This is a genomic window from Miltoncostaea marina, from assembly GCF_018141525.1.
Lineage (GTDB): Bacteria > Actinomycetota > Thermoleophilia > Miltoncostaeales > Miltoncostaeaceae > Miltoncostaea > Miltoncostaea marina.
In genome coordinates this window covers 3287246-3306808 of record NZ_CP064655.1, presented here as the reverse complement: position 1 = coordinate 3306808, position 19563 = coordinate 3287246, and the positions used below count along the sequence as shown (strand labels likewise).

Sequence of the window (19563 nt, the reverse complement as noted above, 5' to 3'; positions counted from 1 at the left end):
CCCGAGGCGGAGCCGTTCGAGCTGCCGGCCGACGAGCTGGCCGAGGCCGTCGCCGCTGCCGGCGGCGACCCGGCCGACGACGCCCTCGTCGCGGCGACCCTGGTCGCGTGGGAGTCGCTCCTGCCCTGAGCGGGGTGCGGGCGGATGCCCCCGCGGCGGGCGGGTGCGCGCCCTCGCGCGTGCCCTAGTCCGCCGCGCCCCGGCCGCCGGGGGTCGGGGCGCCCAGCAGGTCGTCGAGCGCCGCGGGCTCCAGCCGCAGGCCGAGCCGCCGGGCGAGCCCGTCGGCGAGGGCCGCGTCGACCCGCTCGCGACCGGGGTCGCCGCCCTCGGCCGCGATGGAGGTCGCCTCCACCCCCGGCGCGCCGCAGGCGGTCATGATCCGGAACCAGTCGAGGTCGGGGTCGCGGTTGAGGGCGAGGCCGTGGGTGGTGATGCCGCCGGCGACCCGGATGCCCACGCTGCCCAGCTTACGACCGCCCGCGTACAGGCCCATCGCGTCGTCGCCGGCGGCCGCGCCCGGCAGGGCCGCCGCCTCGCGCATCGCCTCGACCATCGCCTCCACGAAGGCGCGCACGCGCCGGCCGGGGCGCAGGTCGCAGATCGCGTAGCCCACGCTCTGGCCGGGGCCGTGCCACGTCATCTGGCCGCCGCGGTCGACGCGCACGAACGTGGCCCCGGAGCCGGCGAGCGCCTCGTCGGAGAGGAAGAGATCCTCCCGCCTGCCGTGGCGGCCGGCGGTGAACGTGGGCGGGTGCTCGAGCAGCCACAGCACGTCGGGCACCTCGCCCGCGGCGCGCAGCGCGGCCAGGCGCCGCTGCGCGTCCCACGCCTCCGCGTAGCCGATGCGCTCCGTGCGCAGGAGCAGGCCGGGCCGCGTCACCGGGCGCCCTCCGGTGCGGCGAGGTGCCGCTCCACCACCGTCACGTCGCGCCACACGCCCTCGCGGCGGGCGTGGGCGCGGTGGGTGCCGACCTCGCGGAAGCCGTTGCGCCGCGCCAGCGCGAGGCCCGCGGCGTTGTCGGCCAGGATCATCCCGACGATCTTCCAGTAGCCGAAGCGGGGGGCCTCCTCGGCCAGGGCGTCCAGCATCCTCCGCCCCACGCCGCGCCCGTGCCAGGCCCGGGCCACGTACACGGTGTACTCGCCGACGCCCGAGTACCAGTCGCGGTGCGAGAACGGCGCCAGCGCCGACCAGGCCACCACGCTGCCGCCGGCCTCGCCGCACCACACCGGCGCGCGCTCGCCGCGGGCGGCGAGCCAGCGCTCGCGCTCCTCGGCGGTGTGGGGCCCGGTCGCGAAGGTGGCGACGCCGCTGGCGGCGGCCTCGTCGTAGATCGCCCCGATGGCGCCCGCGTCCTCGCGCCGGGCGGGGCGGATCACGAATGGCGGCTCCACGATCCCACGAGTGTAGTCGTCCGCAACGCGGCCGCGCCGTGGCGTTGCGGGCGGGCCCCCGCGTGGTGACGCGCCGCTCGCCGCTGTGGTACGAAGCACGCGACCATGCGCAGTCGCCCCCTTCGCCGTGCCTGGATGACCGTGGCCCTCCTGGCCCTCGTCGCCTCGGTGCTCACCGTCACCTCCTCCGCGGTCGGGGAGTCCGCCTCGTCGGCGGTCCGGCCGGCGCAGGCCGGCCTGCTCGACGCGGGCGAGGAGCACACATGCGCGGTCCTCGCCGACCGCACGGTGCGCTGCTGGGGCCGCGGCCTGGCCGGGCGCCTGGGCTACGGCAACGAGGTGAACCAGCTCTCGGCCGGCGGCGGCGGACCGGTCAACCTCGGGCCGGGCCGCACGGCGCGCGCCGTGGCGGCCGGCGACTACCACACCTGCGCGATCCTCGACGACGCCACCGTCCGCTGCTGGGGCTTCGGCGCGAACGGCCGGCTGGGCTACGGCAGCACCGTCAACGTCACCTCGCCGGCCTTCGCGCCGCCGGTGCCGCTCGGCCCCGGCCGGCGCGCCATGGCCATCACGGCCGGCTCCGCGCACACCTGCGCGATCCTCGACGACGGCACGGTGCGCTGCTGGGGCGCCGGCTCGTCGGGCCGCATGGGCCTCGGCACCCAGGCGTCGATCGGCGACGACGAGGTGCCTGGGGCCGTCCCGCCGGTGGACATCGGCGCGGGCCGGCGCGCCGTCGCCATCGCCGCCGGCGACTTCCACACCTGCGTGATCCGCGACGACGGCGCCCTCGTGTGCTGGGGCTTCGGCCAGGGGGGGCAGCTCGGCCACGGCGGCACCGCCGACATCGGCGACGACGAGACGCCGGCCGCCGCCGGGCCGGTGAACCTCAACGGCCGCCGCGTGCGCGCCGTGGCCGGCGGCACGGCGCACACCTGCGTCGTGCTCGACGACGGCTCGGCGCGCTGCTGGGGCTTCGGCGGCGACGGGCGCCTGGGCTACGGGGGCCGCGCCGACATCCCGAGCGCGGCGAGCGCCGGCCCGATCGCCCTGGGCCCGGGCCGCACGGCGGTCGGCATCTCGGCCGGCGAGGCGCACTCCTGCGCGATCCTCGACACCGGCGCCGTACGCTGCTGGGGCTTCGGCGGCAACGGCCGGCTCGGCTACGGCTCGACCGACGCGATCGCCGACGAGGCCGGCGAGACGCCCGCGAGCGCGGGGCCGGTCGCCCTGGGCGCCGGGCGCGTCGCCCACGCGATCTCGCTCGGCTTCTCGCACACCTGCGCGCTGCTCGACGACGGCACGCTGCGCTGCTGGGGCTTCGGCGGCAGCGGCCGCCTGGGCTACGGCAACGAGACGAGCGTGGGCGACAGCCCGTCGCGCGGCGTCGCCGCCGCGGGCCCGGTGCCCGCCGGCGGGGCCGTCCCGCCGCGGGCCGCCGACCTCAGCCTGCGGATGGCCGCCAGCGTGGGCCAGGTGGCCCTCGGCGGCGCCGCCGCGGTCAGCGTGACCGTGGTCAACGCGGGGCCCGACCCCGCCGCCGGGGTGTCCGTCGCGCTGCCCCCGCCCGCCGGCATCGCCTACGGCGCCGCCACGGCCACGCAGGGCACCTTCGGCGGGAGCGTCTGGCAGGTCGGCGCGCTCGGGCCGGGCGCCACCGCCACGTTGCAGGTCGCGGTGTCCGCGACCGCCCCCGGCTCGCACGAGATCGCGGCGGAGGTCCTGACCACGTCCGCGTGGGATCCGACCTCCATCCCCGCGAACGGCGCGGCCGAGGACGACCGGGCGTCGGTGGTCTTCGTCGTGCCCCAGGTCGCGCGCACCGGCCGCCAGTCGACCGACGGCTCGAAGCCGCGCACCCGTCCGCTGCCGCGGGCGGTGTCGGTCAGGGCCGTTCGCGCGCCGAAGCGCGGGCGGGCGAAGCGCGTCACCGTCGCCGGCCGGCTGCTGCCGCCGCGCGTGCGGCCCGCGCCGCGCTGCGCCGGCAGCGTGCGGGTGCTGGCCCGGGCCGGCAAGCGCACCGTCGCCGGCCGCACCGTCAAGCTGCGTCGCACCCGGGCGGGCGCGTGCACCTACCGGGCCGTGCTGCGGCCGGCGCCCAAGCGCGTCAGGCGCGCGCGCCTGGTGGTCGTGACCGCGCGGTTCATGGGCACCCCGCAGATGCGCCCGCGCGCCTCGCGCGGGGTGCGCGTGCGGGTCCGGTAGGGGCGCTCCTAGGGCCGCGAGGGCGCGGCGGGCGCCACGCCGACGTCCGGTGGGCGGTCGGCGAGCACGATGCGCAGGTCCCGTCGCGCGCCCTCCCGCAGCAGCGTCAGCGTGACCGCGTCGCCGACGGCGCGCGACGAGACGGCCAGGCTCACGTCGGCCATGTCCTCCACCGGGCGGCCGTCGACCGCCACGATCACGTCGCCGCCGCGCGGCACGTCGGCCTCCGGCGCGGTCGTGGCGGCCCGCAGCCCCGCCCGCCGGGCCGGGCCGCGGTCGTCGACCCCGACCACCGCCACGCCGCGCAGGCGCGGGTCGCCGAGGGCCTCGGCGACGTCGGGCGAGATCGCGCGGCCGGTGACGCCCACCCAGGCGTGGGCCGGCTCGCCGGTGGCGATGATGGCGTCCGCGACCGGCCGGATCGTGTCGATGGGCACCGCGAAGCCGATGCCGTCGTTGCCGCCGCTCTCGCTGGCGATCTGCGAGTTGATGCCGAGCACGCGGCCGCGCAGGTCGAGCAGCGGCCCGCCCGAGTTGCCCTGGTTGATGGCGGCGTCGGTCTGGATGACGTTCTGGATCTCGAAGTTGTTCGGCGCCGTGATGCGGCGCTTCAGGGCTGAGACGATGCCGGTCGTGGCCGTGCGGTCGAGGCCGAACGGGTTGCCGATCGCGACCACGGGGTCGCCCACCACCAGGCCGGCGCTGCGGCCCAGCGGCAGGGGCGCCACCCCGGCGAGCGGCCGCTCCACCGCCAGCACCGCGAGGTCGGTGCTCTCGTCGGTGCCGAGCACCCGGGCCGAGCGCTCGCTGCCGTCCTCCAGGGTCACCATCGCGCGGGAGGCGTCGCCGACGACGTGGGCGTTGGTCAGCACCCGGCCGCGCCGGTCGACCAGGAAGCCGGAGCCGAGGCGCCGCCCGGGCCGCTCGCCCACGGTCACCGTCACGACCGCCGGCGAGCTGCGCGCCACGACGCCCTGCACCCCGCGCGACCCGGCGCCGGCGTCGCCGGCGGGGCCCGCGGTCGCGACCGGCGCCGCGGGCAGCGGCGTCGGGTCGTTCACGATCGTCGTGGCGCCGCCGCCCAGGTTGCCGGTCAGCGCGGCGCCGCCGAGGGCGACGACGCCCCCCACGATCGCCGGCACCAGGCCGCCTGCCAGCGCGGCCGGCAGGCGGCGCCGGCGTCCCGCTGGCGGCCGCGCCGGGGGCGGGTAGGGGTTCTGGCGGGGCGGGCCCTGGTACGGCACGGGGCCAGGGTAGCGCCGCCCGCCGCTACGATCGCCGTGAGGCGGGAGGAGCCCCCATGTCCGACCGGATCCTGGTCGTCGAGGACGAGCAGTCCATCCGCACCATCGTGGAGTACGCGCTGCGCGACGCCGGCTTCGCCGTGATCGGGGCCGGCCGCGGCGACGAGGCGCTCGAGCTGATCGAGCGCGAGCCGGTCGACCTGGTGGTGCTCGACGTGATGCTGCCCGGCATGGACGGCCTGGAGGTGTGCCGGCGCATCCGCGCCGAGCGCGGCACGCCGATCATCATCCTGTCGGCCCGCGGGGAGGAGCTCGACAAGGTGCTCGGGCTCGAGCTCGGGGCCGACGACTACGTCACGAAGCCGTTCTCGCCGCGCGAGCTGGTCTCGCGCGTGCGGGCCAACCTGCGCCGCGCCCGCCTCGAGCCCGACCGCTCGGCGCCGCTGCGCGCCGGCGGCCTCGAGATCGACGCCGTCTCGCGCACCGTCACCCGCGACGGCCATGAGATCGAGCTGACCTACTCGGAGTTCGAGATCCTCCACAAGCTGGCCTCCTCGCCGCGCCGGGTGTTCACCCGCGAGGAGCTGATGAACCACCTGTGGAAGGGCACCTTCTACGGGGACCTGCGCAGCGTTGACGTGCACGTGCGCCACCTGCGCCAGAAGGTGGAGGAGGACGCCTCGGCGCCCGTCCTGATCCGCACGGTGCGCGGGGTGGGCTACGCCTTCGGCGGGGAGGACGCGCGGGGGTGAGCCGCGGCCGCGCGCTCGGGCTGCAGGGCTGGCTCGTGGGGGCCCTGCTCGCCGTGGGCATGGCGGCGAGCCTGTCGGTGCTGCTGGTGGTGCTCCCCACGCTCGAGTCGAGCGCCCGCAGCGACCGCGCCAAGCGCGACGCCCAGGCGCTCCAGGCCGCGGTGGCCCGCACCGCCGCCGACGCGGAGGGCGGCCTGCCGGCCGAGGCGCGCCTGCGCGCCCTCGCGGCCCGGCTGCGCGGCGAGACCGGCGCCGAGGTGCGCGTGCGCTACGCCGGCCCGGTGGGCGCCGGCGGGGTCGCGATCGACGTGCGGGCGCCGGTGCGCACCCCGCTCCTCGACGAGGGGCCGGCGCTGGTCCCCGGGCGCGCGACCGTGCTGCGCGAGGACACCGTGGTGGCGGCCGCCGCGGAGATCGACGGCGGGCTCGGCGGCGGCGGCACCGTGTCGGCCGCCCGCGCGGTGACCGGGCTCGCCCCCGAGCTTGCGATCGTGCGCCGGCGCGTGATCATCGCCATGGCGGTCGTGCTGGGGCTCGCCGCGCTGGCGGGGGTCGCGCTGGCCAACGTCCTGGGCGGGCGCATCCGGCGCCTGGCCGGCACGTCGGCCGCGCTGGCCGCCGGCGACCTCACCGCCCGTGCGCCGCGGGCCCGCCTGGCGCCCGAGGAGCTCGTCACCCTGGGCGAGGGCCTCAACGGCATGGCGGCGCGGCTGCAGTCGCTCGTCGACCAGCTGCGCGGCGAGCGCGACCGCGACCGAGCGCTGATCGGCTCGCTCGCCGAGGGCGTGCTCACGGTGGGCGGCGACGGCGCCGTGACCGTCGCAAACGAGGCCGCGACGCGCCTGCTGCGGCTGCCCGAGCAGGAGGGCGCGGCGCGCCTCGAGGACCTGCCGGCCCCGGTCGTGGACGCCGTGCTCGCCGCGCGGGCGGGCGCGCCCCCGCCGGCGGAGGGGCGCGTCGTGGCGCTGCCGGACGGCGCCGAGCTGGAGGTGCACGTCGTCGCGCTGGCCGACGACCCGGCCGGCGGCACCGTCATCACCCTGCGCGACGTCACCGAGCAGCGGCGCCTGGAGCGGGCGCGCCGCGACCTGGTCGCCAACGTCTCGCACGAGCTCAAGACGCCGATCGCGGCGCTGAAGGGCTTCCTCGAGCTGCTGGAGGACGGCGTCGACGAACGCCACCGCCGTGAGTTCGTCGCCGCCATGACGCGGGAGACCTCGCGCCTGGAGCGGCTGGTGGAGGAGCAGCTGCAGCTCGCCCGCCTCGACGCGGGCGCGGTGCCGCTCGAGCTGCAGCGGGTCGACCTGAGCGACGTCGCCGAGGTGGTCGCCGGCCCCCGCATCGCGCTCGCCGCGCGCGAGGGCGTCACCCTGGCCGTGACGCGTGCCCCCGCCGGCGAGGCCGTGGCCGAGGTCGACCCGGCCCGCGTCGAGCAGATCCTGCTGATCCTGCTCGACAACGCGCAGCGCCACACGCCGTCCGGCGGGCGGGTCGACGTCGTCGTGGGCCGCGAGGGCGGCGAGGCCACCCTCACCGTGCGCGACACCGGCGAGGGCATCGCCGACGACGACCAGCCCTTCGTGTTCGACCGCTTCTACCGGGCCGACGGCTCGCGGGAGGGTCGCAGCGCGGGGCTCGGCCTGGCGATCGCCCGCGGCCTGGCGCAGGCGCACGGCGGGTCGATCGCCCTCGAGTCGCGGCTCGGCGAGGGCAGCGCGTTCACGGTGCGGCTGCCGCTCCGCGCGCGTGCGCGCCGGGTAGCCTTCGCCCCGTGAGCGCACCCCGCACCGTCCTCGTCACCGGCGCAGGGCGCGGCATCGGCCGCGCCGCCGTCGAGCGCTTCGCCGACGACGGCTGGCGGGTCGTCGCCGGGGTGCGCGACGTCGCGGCGGCGCGCGAGGCGTACGCCGGGCGGCAGGGGGTGCACGTCGCGCGCCTCGACGTCACCGACGCGGCGAGCGTGCGCGAGGCGGTCGCCGAGGCCGAGCGGGTCGCCGGCGGCGCGCTGGACTGCGTGGTCAGCAACGCGGGCTACGCGGTGATGGGGGCGATCGAGGAGGTCGACCTCGACGAGGTCCGGGCGATGTTCGAGACCAACCTGTTCGGCGCCGTGGCGACCGTGCAGGCCGCCCTCCCGGCGATGCGCGAGGCCGGCGGCGGCACGGTGGTCTTCGTGTCGTCGGTGGGCTCGCGCATCTCCAACCCGCTCGTCGGCATGTACCACGCGTCGAAGTACGCGCTGCTGGCCGCTGCCGAGGCGCTCGCCGTGGAGTGCCGGCCGTTCGGGGTCCGGGTCGCCTCCGTCGAGCCGGGCATGGTCGACACCGACTTCCCGCGCGCCACCCGGCCCACCGGCCGCGCGCCGCGCGGCGAGGGGCCCTACGCGCCGCTGCTGAGCGGGCTGCGCGCCGGCTTCGCCGCCTGGCGCGAGCGCAACCCCACCCCGGCCGACGAGGTCGCGCGCGCCGTCGTCGCCGCGGCGGACGGCGAGGGCCCCTTCCGCGTGCCCGTGGGCTCCGACGCGGACGAGCTGTACGGGGGGCGCACGGCGGCGCCCGACGACGCCGCCTGGCACGACGACCTGGTGGCCTTCCTGCGCCTGGACTGGCCCCGGCGGCGCCCCGCCCGCACCCGGTGACCACGGTCGCGGTCGCCATGGCGCCCTTCAAGGGCGCGCTGGCGGCCGGGGCGGCCACCCGCGCGGTGGCGGCCGGCGTGCGCCTGGCGGCGCCGCGCGTCGCCACCGTGCAGGTGCCGGTGGCCGACGGCGGCGAGGGCACGCTCGACGCGCTGGTGAGCGCCGCGGGCGGCCGGCGGCGGGCGCTGACGGTGGCCGACCCGCTCGGCAGGCCGGTCGAGGCCGCCCTCGGCGAGCTGCCCAACGCGATCGCCGTCGTGGAGCTGGCCCAGGCCTCCGGCTTCGAGCGGCTCACCGACGCCGAGCGCGACCCCGAGGCGACCACGACCCGCGGCACCGGCGAGCTCATCCGCGCGGCGCTGGACCTCGGCGCGCGCCGCATCGTCGTGGGGCTCGGGGGCAGCGCCACGACCGACGGCGGCCTCGGCCTCGCCCGCGCCCTCGGCGTGCGCGCGCTGGACGCCGAGGGCCGCGAGCTGGAGGGGCGCGGCGCCGACATGGCCCGCGTGGCGCGCCTCGACCTGAGCGGGCGCGACCCGCGCCTGGACGACACGGTCGTCCAGGTGGCCTGCGACGTCGACAACCCGTTCCACGGCCCGCGCGGCGCCGCCCGGGTGTTCGGCCCGCAGAAGGGCGCCGGCCCGGCCGCCGTGGAGCGCCTCGACGCCGGCCTGGCGGCGCTGGCGGCCGTGGTGCGGGAGGCGACCGGCGCCGACCTGCAGGCCCTGCCCGGGGCGGGGGCGGCGGGCGGCGCGGCGGGCGGCCTCGCCGCCCTGCTCGGCGCGCAGCTCACCCCCGGCGCCGCCCTGGTGCTGGAGGCCCTCGACTTCGGGCGCCGGCTGGAGGGCGCGGCGCTGTGCGTGACCGGCGAGGGCCGCCTCGACGAGACCTCGCTCGCGGGCAAGGCGCCGGCCGCGGTCGCCGCGGCGTGCCGCGCGGCCGGCGTGCCCTGCGTGGCGCTCTGCGGCCAGGTGGCGCTCGGTCCCGGGGCGGTGCGGCGCGCGGGCTTCGCCGCGGCGCTCGCGATCGGCCGCGGCCCGCTGCCGCTGCCGGACGCCCTGGAGGCGACGGAGCGCGACCTCGCCGCCGCCGGCGCGGCCGTCGCCGGGGTGTGGGCCGCCGGCCGGGGGGCGGCCGCGGACTGAACGGCCGGGGGGGAGCGGACCCCCCGCGCGCCCCGGGGCGCCGGCGCCCGTCGACGGCACCCTCGGTGGCGTCACGGAACGACGCCCCGCCCGGGAGGACCCCGCCGCATGCGCACCGCGCTCGCCATCGCCCTCACCGCCCTCGCCGCGCTGACGCCCGCGCTCGCCGCCGGCGCCCCTGGCCACGGCGCCCCGGCCCCCGGCGATCGGCTCGTGGCCCGCGCGGACGCGATGGCGGCGCAGTGGGGGCGCTGCCCCACGGCGCGCACGGCCCACCGGGTGCTCGCCCAGGCCCGGCGCACCACGGCGCCGCGCCCGCGGGTGCGGCGCGCGCGCGCGGCGGTGCGCAGCTGGCAGGGGGTGGCGCGCGAGTGCGCGCGGCCCGTCCCCATGCCGTCCGTCACGCTCCCGTAGCGCCCCCGAGCCAGGCCTCGACGGCCTCGAGCACGCCCTCGCCGTAGGCGCCGCGGGTCACCCAGGCGGCCCGGGCCGCGATCTCCGGGTCGGCGGCGGCGCCGTTGGCCACGATCGCCACGGCGCCCACGACCCGTCCCACGTCGAGGTCCTGCCGGCTGTCGCCCACGGCCAGGCAGGCCGCAGGATCGGCGCCGCGCGCGGCCACGTCGCGCTCGACCGCGGCGGCCTTGCTCGCCCCGGCCGGCAGCAGGTGGTACACGTGGGCGCCGTCCGTGCCGATCTCGCCGTTGTCGGCCAGGCGCAGGGCGCCGCGGCTCAGGCGCTCCACGAGCGCGGGCGCGTCCGGGCCGGCGCGGCCGAGCATCACGTGGCTGCCCTCCCGCCCCCACGCCGCGAGCGGGTGGGGCGCCAGGCCGGGCTCGGCCTCGCGCAGCGCGGCCGGCACGCCGCTGGCCTCGATCGCCTCGTGCACCGTCTGCCCCGGCGCGGTGGGGTAGCCGGCGTCGGTGGCGCCCATCTCCGGCAGCACCCCGGCCGCCCCCAGCAGGGACGCGACGGCCTCCAGCCGCGGGCGGCTGCGGCCGCTGACCAGCACGATCGGCACGCCCGCCCCGTGCAGCAGCTCCAGCGCCCGCACCGAGGCGACCGAGAAGCGGCCGTCCGCGTTGCGCAGCATCGACCCGCCGGGGCCGAGGAGGGTCCCGTCGAGGTCGAGGTAGACGACACGGCGCGGCACGCCGCTCACGCCCGGACCGACGACGACAGCAGGTCGCGCATCGGCGGGCGCTCCTGCGGCCGCGTGACGGTCTCGGTCATCACCAGCCGGCCGTCCTGCCGCACCGGGCGCGCGTAGCGGCCGTCCCCGTCGACGCCCTCGGGCAGCCGCCCCGCCTCGGCCAGCCGCCGCAGCACCGCCTGGTGGATGGTGGAGGCCATCGCGCCGAGGGCGGCCGTCGGCTGGTTGGTGTGGTGGCGGCGCCCCAGGTCGACCTGGGCGAGCGCGCCGAGCCCGGCCACCCGGACGAGGTCGATGAGCAGGCCGATCTCGACCGCGTACCCGGTGAAGAAGGGCACCGAGCGCAGCAGGTCGCGCCGCCCGGCGGCCTCGCCGGAGAGGGGCTGCGCGAAGCCGGCCAGCTCCGGGTGGAACAGGTTGATGAGCGGCCGGGCGCAGATCTCCGTGACCCGGCCGCCGCCGTCGGCGTCGTCGCCGAGGCTGCGCCGGTAGAGGCCCTTCACGTAGCCCACCTCGGGGTCGGCGAGCAGCGGGCCCACCAGGCCGGTGACGAACCCGGTGTCGAAGTCGACCACGTCGGAGTCGAGCCACACGATGAGGTCGCCGCCGAGCACGGCGAGGCTCTTCCACATGGCCTCGCCCTTGCCGTGCCCGGGCCCGGCCTCGGGCAGCACGCGATCGTCGTCCACCACCCGCGCGCCGGCCTCGAGGGCGACCGCCTCGGTGGCGTCGGTGCTGCGGCTGTTCATGACCACGATCTCGCCGACGAGCGGCACCTCCTCCACCAGGCGCTCGCGGATGCGCGTGACGATCTCGCCGATCGTCGCCGCCTCGTTGAGGGCCGGCAGACACACCGAGATGCTGACGCCGTCGCGGGTGGCCGTGTGCGCGAGGCGCTCGGGGTCGAAGTCCGCCCCCCGGTAGGTGCGCCGCGCGAGCCACTCGTCCCTCTCCACGCGGCCATCGTACCCGGGCGGCCGCCAACCGACCCCCCGGCCGCCGCTGGTAGGGTCACGCCCGTGGGCGCCACGCTGAAGGGCCTCGTGCTCTCGGGGGGCGCGGGCACGCGCCTGCGCCCGATCACGCACACCAGCGCCAAGCAGCTCGTGCCGGTGGCGAACAGGCCCGTGCTCTTCTACGGCCTGGAGGCGCTGCGCGACGCGGGCGTGACGGACGTCGGCATCGTGGTCGGCGACACGCACGCCGAGATCGAGGCCGCCGTCGGCGACGGCTCCGCGCTCGGCATCCGCGCCACCTACATCCGCCAGGCGGCCCCGCTCGGGCTCGCGCACGCCGTGCTGACCGCCGAGGAGTTCCTCGACGGGTCGCCCTTCGTCATGTACCTGGGCGACAACCTGCTGCGCGACGGCATCACGGAGCTCGTCGAGCGGTTCCGGGCGGGCACCAGCGACGCGATGATCCTGCTGCAGCGCGTGTCCGACCCCCAGTCGTACGGCGTCGCCGAGCTGCGCGACGGCCGCGTGGTGCGGCTGGTGGAGAAGCCGCGCGAGCCGGTGTCCGACCTGGCGCTCGTGGGCGTCTACATGTTCAGCCCGGCGATCATGGACTCGGCGAAGGCGATCCGCCCGTCCGGCCGCGGCGAGCTCGAGATCACCGACGCGATCCAGCACATGATCGACCGCGGCCTGGCCGTGGAGCCGCACGAGGTGACCGGCTGGTGGAAGGACACCGGCCGCATCGACGACATGCTGGAGGCCAACCGCCTCATCCTCGAGGTGATCGAGCCGCGCGTCGAGGGCGAGCTGGTCGACGCCGCCCTCGAGGGGCGCATCGTGATCGAGGCCGGCGCCCGGGTGGTGCGCTCGTCCATCCGCGGGCCGGCGGTGATCGGCGCCGGGGCGCTCATCGAGGACGCCTACATCGGCCCGTACACCGCGATCTCGGACCGGGTGGTCGTGCGCCGCGCCGAGGTCGAGCACTCCATCCTGCTGGAGGACAGCCGCGTGGAGGAGATCGACGCCCGCGTGGAGAGCTCCCTCATCGGCCGGGGCGTGACGATCCGGCGCACGGGCGAGAAGCCGCGGGCGTACCGGTTCATGGTGGGCGACTCGTCCACCATCGGCCTGCTGTGAGGGTGCTGGTGACCGGCGCGGCCGGGATGCTGGGCCGCGACCTGCTCGCCCACCTGGACGGCCGGCACGAGGTGACCGCGGTCGACCTGGACGTCGACGTGACCGACGCCGGCGCGGTGAGGGCGTGCGCCCGGGAGGTCCGCCCGGAGGCGGTCTTCCACCTCGCGGCCTGGACCGACGTCGACGGCGCCGAGGCGCGCGAGGCGGAGGCCGCCGCGGTCAACGAGCTCGGCGCGCGCAACGTGGCCGCCGCCGCCGCCGCCGCCGGGGCGGCGATGGTGCTCCCCTCGACCGACTACGTCTTCGACGGCCGGGCCGGGGCGCCGTACGACGAGGACGCCGCGCCGGCCCCGCTCGGCGCCTACGGCCGCACGAAGCTGGCCGGCGAGCGGGCCGCCGCGGCCGCCCACCCGGGCGGCGTGCGGGTGGCGCGCACCGCCTGGCTCTACGGGGCGGGCGGGCGCAACTTCGTCGACACCATGCGCCGCCTGGGCGCCGAGCGCGACGAGGTCGCGGTGGTCGACGACCAGACCGGCTCGCCCACCTGGACCGCCGACCTCGCGCCCGCGCTCGAGGCCCTCCTCGCGCTGCCGGCCGGCGTCTACCACACGGCCGGGGCGGGCGCGGTGACCTGGGCGGGCCTCGCCCGGGCCGTCTTCGAGGAGGCGGGCATCGCCTGCGCGGTGCGGCCCCAGACCACCGCCGAGCTCGGCCGGCCGGCGCCCCGGCCGGCGTGCTCGGCGCTCCGCTCGGCCCGCCCCGGCGCGCCGCGCCTGCGCCCGTGGCGGGAGGCGCTCCACGACTACATCAGGGGGACGTGATGAAGCTGCTCGTCACCGGCGGCTGCGGGTTCATCGGCTCGGCGTTCGTGCGACTCGCGCTGGCGCGCGGCGCGGCCGTGGTGAACCTCGACAAGCTGACGTACGCGGGCAACCCGGAGAACGTCGCCGACGTCGCGGACCACCCGGGCTACACCTTCGTGCACGCCGACATCGCCGACGCGGACGCGGTCGCCGACGCCATCCGCGGCGCCGACGCGGTGGTCAACTTCGCGGCCGAGAGCCACGTCGACCGCTCCATCCTGTCGCCGGCCGACTTCATCACGACCGACGTGGTGGGCACGGCGGTGCTGCTCGACGCCGCCCGCCGCGCCGACGTGGGGCGCTTCGTGCAGGTGTCCACCGACGAGGTCTACGGCTCGATCCGGTCGGGGGCCTTCCACGAGACCGACCCGCTCGCGCCGTCGAGCCCGTACTCGGCCTCGAAGGCCGGCGGCGACCTGCAGGTGCTCGCCTGGCACCGCACCTTCGGCCTCGACGCGGTCATCACCCGCGGCTCGAACACGTTCGGGCCGCGGCAGTACCCCGAGAAGCTGATCCCCCTGTTCGTCACCAACGCGCTCGACGGCCTGGAGCTGCCGGTCTACGGCGACGGCATGCAGGTGCGCGACTGGATCTTCGTGGACGACCACTGCGAGGGCATCTGGGCCGTGCTCGACCAGGGCGTCGCCGGCGAGGTCTACAACGTCGGCGGCGGCAACGAGGAGGCCAACCTCGGCATCACCCGCCGCATCCTCGAGCTGACAGGACGCGACGCCTCGCTGGTGCGCCACGTCGCCGACCGCCCGGGGCACGACCGCCGCTACGCGCTCGACACGGCCCGCCTGCGGGGGCTCGGCTGGGAGCCGCGCCACTCGTTCGAGGAGGCGCTCGCCGCGACCGTCGCGTGGTACCGCGACAACCGAGCCTGGTGGGAGCCCATCAAGAGCGGCGAGTACCGCCGGTACTACGAGGAGCAGTACGGGACCCGCTGACGGCGGGCCGGGAGCGCTCCGGGGCCCGCCGGCGCCCCCGTCAGCCCCGGCGCGCCTCCATGTTGAGGCGCACGTAGTCGATCACCACCCGGCCGTCGCGCCCCGCCCGCGCCTCGGCCACCTCGCGCGCGTAGGCGCGGCCGGCCTCCGCGGTCAGCCGCGGCAGGTGGGTGCGCAGCACCACCGTGGCGAGGAACTCCGCGCCGGCCGCCACGTCGGGGAAGACCGCCGGCGCCTCCTCGAGCCACGCGCGCGCCTCGGCGAAGCCGGCCCGGCGCAGGCGCGCCTCGGTCTCCCCCGGGGCGGCGAACAGCCAGTCCTCCGGCATGCCGGCGAGCGCCGCCGCATACGGCTCGCGACCGGCCACCTCGCGCGCCGCGTCGAGCGTGGCGGCGATGTTGCCCGCGCCGCCGCACTGGGCCACGAGGCGCCCGCCGGGGCGCAGGGCGGCGTGCAGGCGCTGGAACAGCCCCTCGTGGTCGAGGATCCAGTGGAAGGTGGCCGTCGAGACCACGAGGTCGACCGGCTCGTCGAGCTCCAGGGTCGTGAGGTCGGCGCGGCGCACCCGCACCCGGGGGGCGAGGTCGGCCAGCCGCCGGGTCGCCTCCTCGGCCATCCGCTCGGAGGCGTCGACCGCCAGCACGGTGCCGCGCGGCAGCCGCCCGGCCAGCAGGCGCGTGATGCGCCCGGTGCCGCAGCCCGCGTCGAGCGCGTCCTCGTCGCCGCGCAGCCGGATGCGCCCGACCACCCGCTCGCCCCACGCCGCCTGGGGCCCCGAGACGCGCTGGTAGGCCTGCGCGTCCCACTCGCGGTGCGCGCTCAGGCGGGCCCCAGGTGCTCCACCAGGGCGGCGAGGCCGTCGCGGATCGGCTCGAGCGGCGTGCGCGCGATGCCGGCGCCGATCTGCCCGCCGTCCACCCGGTGCAGGATGCCGGTGTTGATGAGCGGCGTGCTGCCGAGGTCGGCGCAGGCGCGGGCGTCCACGCCGAGCGGGGTGCCCTCGCCGTCGAGCGTGGGGATGCGCAGGCGCTCGCTGCGCGACAGGCAGATGTCCTCCATCTGGCGCGTGCGCTCCACCGCGTCCTGCAGGCCGCCGCCGAGGAAGGCGGCGACGCCCGGGCTGGCGGCGCTGGCGGCGGCGCCGAGGCCGCAGCACTCCACGAGCGCCGAGTCGCCGATGTCGGGGGCCGCGTCGGCGTCGGAGAACCCCGGCCGGTAGAGCGGGTCGCCCACGAGCGGCGCCGGCGTGGTGAACCAGCGGTCGGGCAGCCCGGCCAGCTGCACCGCCGCGTCGGTGCCGTTGCGGCTGATGAAGACCACCACGCTCGAGGCCGGCGTGCCCTGGATGCCCATCAGCGCCGCGCGGGCCGCCGCGATCGTCACCGTGAGGGCGAAGTGGCCGTTGCCGGCCAGCATCCGCGCCGTGGGCAGCACCGCGGCCGGCGCGTGCTCGGCCATGGCCGGCAGCGTCTGGCGCAGCAGCAGCATGGTCGTGGCCTGGTGGCGCATGTGGCAGTCGTCGCCCATCGCGATGCCCTGGGCGCACAGGGCGAAGGCGTCGATCGGGCCCTCGGCGCGCAGCGCGGCGGCGAACCCCGGCGCGATCTCCTCCGCCATGATCCGCTGGCGGCGGATCGCCTCGGGCGAGCCGACGCCCAGCCAGAAGGCCTCGCCCGGGCCGTCGCAGAACGGGCTGTAGCCCACCCCGCCGCCCACCTCGTCGCGCGCCGCCCAGACCGCCATCGACGGCGAGATGACGCCGCACATCGCGCCGGCGGCGTTCAGCGAGTGCGCGGGGGCGATGCGCACGTCCCCGCGGGCGACCATCGGCGCGGCCTCCTCGAGCGAGTCCGCCCACCCCTCGAGCACGATCGCCCCGCACACGGCGTTGCGCTGCGGCGCGCACATCCGCTCCCACTCCACCGGCGGCCCGGCGTGCAGGACGAGGCGGCCCTCCAGCCCGGGGATCAGCTCGTCGGCGCGGCCGGCGCCGACGATCGCCGGGCGGGCCGCCTGCAGGCGCTCGACCGCCCGGGCGTTGGCCTCGTCGATGCGGGCGTCGCCGTAGGCGGCGGTCAGGGTCGCGACCGCGTCCGGGTCGCCGCCGCCGGGCGGCCGCCAGTCGACCGCCGTCACCGCGGCGCCCTGGGCGCGAAGCGCCTCGGCCATCAGGTCGAGGCCCGCTGTGGCGATCCGTAGGCTCACTGGGATGAACCTACCGGCTCTGGCACGGCTCGTGAACGGCCACCCCGGTCTGCGGGGCAAGCGCGACCTTGCCGCCGTGGCCCGTGCGCTGGGCGGCGACGGCGACGACGCGGCCGTGCTGCCCGGCGACGGCGCGGGCGAGCTGGTGCTGGCGGCCGAGGCGATCCACCCGGCGTTCGTCGCCGCCCAGCCGCGGGCCGCGGGGGTGGCGGGCGTGGTCACGGTGCTCAACGACCTCGCGGCCACGGGCGCCCGCCCGGTGGCCCTGCTCGACTGCCTGGTCGCGGGCGCGCCGGACGCCGCGGACGCGCTGCTCGACGGCCTGCGCGGCGGGGCCGAGCGCTACGGCGTGCCGGTGGTCGGCGGCCACGCCACCGTGGCGCCCGGGCTGGCGCCGGCGCTCGCCACGTTCGCGGTCGGCCGCGCGCGCGCGCCGCTGTCGGCGCGCAACGCCGCGCCGGGCGACGCCGTCACGCTGCTGGTCTGCCTCGAGGGCGAGATGCTGCCGGGCGAGGAGGGCGACTTCTTCAGCCACCTGCGCGGCCCCCGGGCCGCCCGCGCCGGCGACGACCTGCTGCTGCTGGCGGCGATCGCCGAGGCGGGCGACGCGTGGGCCGCGCGCGACGTCTCGATGCCGGGCGTGGCCGGCTCGCTGCTGCAGCTGTGCGAGAGCGCGGGCGGCCTGGGCTGCGCCCTCGACCTCGACGCGCTGCCGGCGCCCCCCGGCGTGCCGCTCGAGCGCTGGCTCCTGACCTTCCCGTCCTACGGGTTCCTGGTGGTCGGCGACCCGGCGGCGCTCGCGGCGCGCGCCGCCGCGGCCGGCCTCACCGCCGCCCGGGTGGGCACGCTCGACGACTCCGGGCGGCTGCGGCTGGCCGCGGGCGGCCGCGAGGAGCCGGTGTGGGACCTCGCGGCCGAGCCGCTCACCGGTCTGCGGGCCGACCGGCCGGGGCCGCCCGGCGGCTGACCCAGGGCAGCGCCCGGGCCCGCGTGGCGCGCGTCGAGCCGGCGCGCACCCGCACCCGCAGCACCTGCCCGCCGCGCACCAGGCGCTCCACCCGGCAGCGGCCGTCGAACGCCCCGGAGCGGCGCACGAGCACGCGGCACAGCGGCCGCGGGGCCTTCGCGCGGCCGGCGCGGCGCTCCACGATCAGCCGCCGCCCGGCGAGGGCGCTGCCGGCGCGCCCGCGCACCCGCAGCTCGACCCGCTGCCCCCGACGCACCAGCCGCAGGCTCGCCCGCAGCAGGGGAGACCGCCTGGCGCGGGGCGCCACGGCGGTCTGGCGGCGCACCGGGGCGCTCGCCGCCGTCTGCGGCCGCGTCGCGGCGACGACGGTCACCGCGCCCTCGGCGGTCGTCGCGTTGCCGAGCGCGTCGGCCACGCGCACGCGCACCCGGTGGCGGCCGGCGGCGAACGCGTGCACCACCGACGCGCCGGTGAGCGTGGCCGACGGCACGTCCCAGACCGGCTCGTCGAGCGGCGACCACACGTCCCGCGCCCGCACGCGCAGGGTGAGGGCCGCCCCGGCGGCGCCCGCGGCCGGCACGGCCAGCTCCTCCACGACCGGGGGCGCGCCGTCGAGGCCGGCGGCCTGGACCACGTCGTCCGCGCCCAGCGCGCGCCGCCACACGACCAGGCCGTTGCCGGCGCCGTCGAGCGCCACGACCGGCCCCGCGACGACCGCCCCGCGGGCGGAGACGTCGGACGGCGCGCCCCACGTCGCGCCGGGCTCGCGGACGGCCAGCTGCACGCGCGGGTCGGCGCCGTCGGCGCGGCGCCAGGTGATCGCGGCGCGCCCGGCCGCGTCCAGGGCGGGACGCGGGTCGGCGGCGGGCACGCCGGGCGCCGACAGGTCCACGGGCGCCCCCCACGCGCCGCCGGCCGGGCGCTCGGCCGCCTGCACGACGCTGCGCCCCCCGGCCTGCAGCCGCCAGGTGGCGATCGCGCGACCCGCGCCGTCGACCGCGACCTGCGCCGTCGACGCGTCGCCCTCGGGCGAGATCGTCGCCGGCGCCCCCGGACCGCCGTCGGCGCCGAGCGGCGTCGTCACCACCACGGTCGCCCCGTCGGCGGCGACCTCGCTCCACAGGAGCACGCCGGCGCCCGACGGCGCGACGCCCACCGCGGCGCCGAAGGCCGTCGCGCCCGGGCGCGAGGCGTCGGCCGGCGCGGTGAAGCCCGCCGCCCCGTCGCCGCGCGCGACCTGCACGACGGAGCCCGCGCCGTCCGCGCGGTTCCAGGCCACCGTCGCGCGCCCCGCGCCGTCGACCGCCACGGCGGGCGCGAGGGCGTCCGCCCCGGGCGCCGACACCGTGCGGGGCGCGCCGAAGGCGCCGCCCGGGGGACGGGTCGCGACCTCCACGAGGGTGTGCTGGCCGTCGAAGCGCAGCCAGGCCGCCGCCGCCGCGCCCGAGGGCGCGATGGCCACGCGCGGCCGTAGCGCGCCGAGGGCGTCGGGCGCGGACAGGGCGACGGGGGCGCCGAAGGCCCCGCCCGCCGGCCGGACCGCCGCCTCGATCGTCGCCCGGCCGCCGCCGTCGTCGCGGCGCCACACCGCCACGGCGCCCCCGTCGGGCGCGACCGCCACGGCGGGCGAGCCGGCGCGGCGGCCGGCGGCCGAGAGCGGAGCGGGCGCGCCCCACGCGCCGCCCGGCGCGCGCGTCGCGGCCACGACCGAGGTCGCGTCGCCGGCCCGGCGCTCCCACACCACGGTGGCCGCGCCCGCGCCGTCGAGCGCGGCGACGGCGTCGCCCACGGTCGCTCCGGGCGCGGAGAGGTCGGCCGGCGGCAGCACGGCGGGCGCCGCCGCGCCCCCGGCCGGCGCGGCGAGCGCGGCGGCGGCGACGGCCGCGGCCGCCACGGCGCGGGCGCGCGGGACGGGGCCGGTTCTGGGGTGCTGCACGGGCGCCTCCGGGA

18 protein-coding genes are annotated in these 19563 nt (G+C 79.0%); 10 read left to right on the top strand and 8 right to left on the bottom strand.

The genetic code is table 11. From position 1 onward, the window contains the following. Positions 1-184 precede the first annotated feature (184 nt). Together lipB and ITJ85_RS16675 are read right to left on the bottom strand one after the other, a co-directional pair. On the bottom strand, positions 185-880 hold the full coding sequence (lipB, locus tag ITJ85_RS16680; protein WP_217914235.1) for a lipoyl(octanoyl) transferase LipB: 696 nt from the start codon (positions 878-880) through the stop codon (positions 185-187). Continuing rightward, positions 877-1395, bottom strand: a complete 519-nt coding sequence (locus ITJ85_RS16675; protein WP_217914234.1) for a GNAT family N-acetyltransferase — start codon at positions 1393-1395, stop codon at positions 877-879. Before ITJ85_RS16675 ends, lipB begins: the two co-directional genes overlap by 4 nt. A gap of 135 nt (positions 1396-1530) precedes the next feature. Between ITJ85_RS16675 and ITJ85_RS16670 the strand changes: the two genes are divergently transcribed. After that, positions 1531-3603 carry an RCC1 domain-containing protein gene (locus tag ITJ85_RS16670; protein WP_217914233.1) on the top strand — a complete coding sequence of 691 codons (2073 nt, stop codon included), beginning with the start codon at positions 1531-1533 and terminating at the stop codon, positions 3601-3603. 8 nt (positions 3604-3611) lie between these two features. Here the strand turns inward: ITJ85_RS16670 and ITJ85_RS16665 are convergent, their stop codons facing one another. After that, complete coding sequence (locus tag ITJ85_RS16665) at positions 3612-4847, bottom strand: S1C family serine protease (RefSeq protein ID WP_217914232.1); 1236 nt, start codon at positions 4845-4847, stop codon at positions 3612-3614. A gap of 56 nt (positions 4848-4903) precedes the next feature. Between ITJ85_RS16665 and ITJ85_RS16660 the strand changes: the two genes are divergently transcribed. The 5 genes from ITJ85_RS16660 (at position 4904) to ITJ85_RS16640 (ending at position 9796) form a co-directional block, all read left to right on the top strand. Then, positions 4904-5599 (top strand): response regulator transcription factor, encoded by a 696-nt coding sequence (locus ITJ85_RS16660; protein ID WP_217914231.1) that lies wholly within the window; start codon positions 4904-4906, stop codon positions 5597-5599. After that, positions 5596-7374, top strand: coding sequence for a sensor histidine kinase (locus ITJ85_RS17465; protein ID WP_217914230.1), 1779 nt, complete (start codon positions 5596-5598; stop codon positions 7372-7374). The genes ITJ85_RS16660 and ITJ85_RS17465 overlap by 4 nt, the downstream gene beginning before the upstream one ends. Next, positions 7371-8237 carry an SDR family NAD(P)-dependent oxidoreductase gene (locus tag ITJ85_RS16650; protein ID WP_217914229.1) on the top strand — a complete coding sequence of 289 codons (867 nt, stop codon included), beginning with the start codon at positions 7371-7373 and terminating at the stop codon, positions 8235-8237. Before ITJ85_RS17465 ends, ITJ85_RS16650 begins: the two co-directional genes overlap by 4 nt. After that, positions 8234-9382, top strand: a complete 1149-nt coding sequence (locus ITJ85_RS16645) for a glycerate kinase family protein (RefSeq protein ID WP_217914228.1) — start codon at positions 8234-8236, stop codon at positions 9380-9382. The genes ITJ85_RS16650 and ITJ85_RS16645 overlap by 4 nt, the downstream gene beginning before the upstream one ends. Before the next feature lie 108 nt (positions 9383-9490). Next, entirely contained in the window at positions 9491-9796 is a 306-nt protein-coding gene (locus ITJ85_RS16640) for a hypothetical protein (protein ID WP_217914227.1), read from the top strand. Here ITJ85_RS16640 and ITJ85_RS16635 read toward each other — a convergent pair. Then, positions 9783-10544 carry an HAD family hydrolase gene (locus ITJ85_RS16635; RefSeq protein ID WP_217914226.1) on the bottom strand — a complete coding sequence of 254 codons (762 nt, stop codon included), beginning with the start codon at positions 10542-10544 and terminating at the stop codon, positions 9783-9785. The two genes, ITJ85_RS16640 and ITJ85_RS16635, sit on opposite strands and share 14 nt — an antisense overlap. Further along, positions 10541-11491, bottom strand: a complete 951-nt coding sequence (locus tag ITJ85_RS16630; protein ID WP_217914225.1) for a glucosyl-3-phosphoglycerate synthase — start codon at positions 11489-11491, stop codon at positions 10541-10543. The genes ITJ85_RS16635 and ITJ85_RS16630 overlap by 4 nt, the downstream gene beginning before the upstream one ends. 75 nt (positions 11492-11566) lie before the next feature. On the opposite strand from ITJ85_RS16630, the gene ITJ85_RS16625 reads away from it, so the two are divergent. From ITJ85_RS16625 to rfbB, 3 genes are read left to right on the top strand one after another with little or no spacing between them, the layout of a single operon-like run. Beyond that, entirely contained in the window at positions 11567-12628 is a 1062-nt protein-coding gene (locus ITJ85_RS16625; protein WP_343233039.1) for a glucose-1-phosphate thymidylyltransferase, read from the top strand. Further along, positions 12625-13449 carry a dTDP-4-dehydrorhamnose reductase gene (gene rfbD, locus ITJ85_RS16620; RefSeq protein WP_217914223.1) on the top strand — a complete coding sequence of 275 codons (825 nt, stop codon included), beginning with the start codon at positions 12625-12627 and terminating at the stop codon, positions 13447-13449. Before ITJ85_RS16625 ends, rfbD begins: the two co-directional genes overlap by 4 nt. Continuing rightward, the gene (gene rfbB / locus ITJ85_RS16615; protein WP_246496289.1) at positions 13449-14441 is read left to right on the top strand and encodes a dTDP-glucose 4,6-dehydratase; all 993 of its coding nucleotides are present in this window, start codon (positions 13449-13451) and stop codon (positions 14439-14441) included. Before rfbD ends, rfbB begins: the two co-directional genes overlap by 1 nt. Positions 14442-14481: 40 nt before the next feature. On the opposite strand, the gene ITJ85_RS16610 is transcribed toward rfbB, so the two are convergent. Both ITJ85_RS16610 and ITJ85_RS16605 read right to left on the bottom strand, forming a co-directional pair. Continuing rightward, on the bottom strand, positions 14482-15189 hold the full coding sequence (locus tag ITJ85_RS16610) for a class I SAM-dependent methyltransferase (protein WP_217914221.1): 708 nt from the start codon (positions 15187-15189) through the stop codon (positions 14482-14484). Between the two features lie 71 nt (positions 15190-15260). Continuing rightward, on the bottom strand, positions 15261-16646 hold the full coding sequence (locus ITJ85_RS16605; RefSeq protein ID WP_217914220.1) for a YlbE family protein: 1386 nt from the start codon (positions 16644-16646) through the stop codon (positions 15261-15263). 4 nt (positions 16647-16650) lie between these two features. Here ITJ85_RS16605 and ITJ85_RS16600 point away from each other — a divergent pair, with 4 nt between their 5' ends. After that, on the top strand, positions 16651-17613 hold the full coding sequence (locus ITJ85_RS16600; RefSeq protein ID WP_217914219.1) for an AIR synthase related protein: 963 nt from the start codon (positions 16651-16653) through the stop codon (positions 17611-17613). Here the strand turns inward: ITJ85_RS16600 and ITJ85_RS16595 are convergent. Then, positions 17570-19549: a hypothetical protein gene (locus ITJ85_RS16595; protein WP_217914218.1), complete on the bottom strand. Its 1980-nt coding sequence runs from the start codon at positions 19547-19549 to the stop codon at positions 17570-17572. The two genes, ITJ85_RS16600 and ITJ85_RS16595, sit on opposite strands and share 44 nt — an antisense overlap. Positions 19550-19563 lie beyond the last annotated feature (14 nt).

Coding starts and splice junctions, on each gene's coding strand:
- ITJ85_RS16670 (WP_217914233.1), top strand. CDS start 1,531: ATGACCGTGGCCCTCCTGGCCCTCGTCGCCTCGGTGCTCACCGTCACC.
- ITJ85_RS16660 (WP_217914231.1), top strand. CDS start 4,904: ATGTCCGACCGGATCCTGGTCGTCGAGGACGAGCAGTCCATCCGCACC.
- ITJ85_RS16640 (WP_217914227.1), top strand. CDS start 9,491: ATGCGCACCGCGCTCGCCATCGCCCTCACCGCCCTCGCCGCGCTGACG.
- rfbB (WP_246496289.1), top strand. CDS start 13,449: ATGAAGCTGCTCGTCACCGGCGGCTGCGGGTTCATCGGCTCGGCGTTC.
- ITJ85_RS16600 (WP_217914219.1), top strand. CDS start 16,651: ATGAACCTACCGGCTCTGGCACGGCTCGTGAACGGCCACCCCGGTCTG.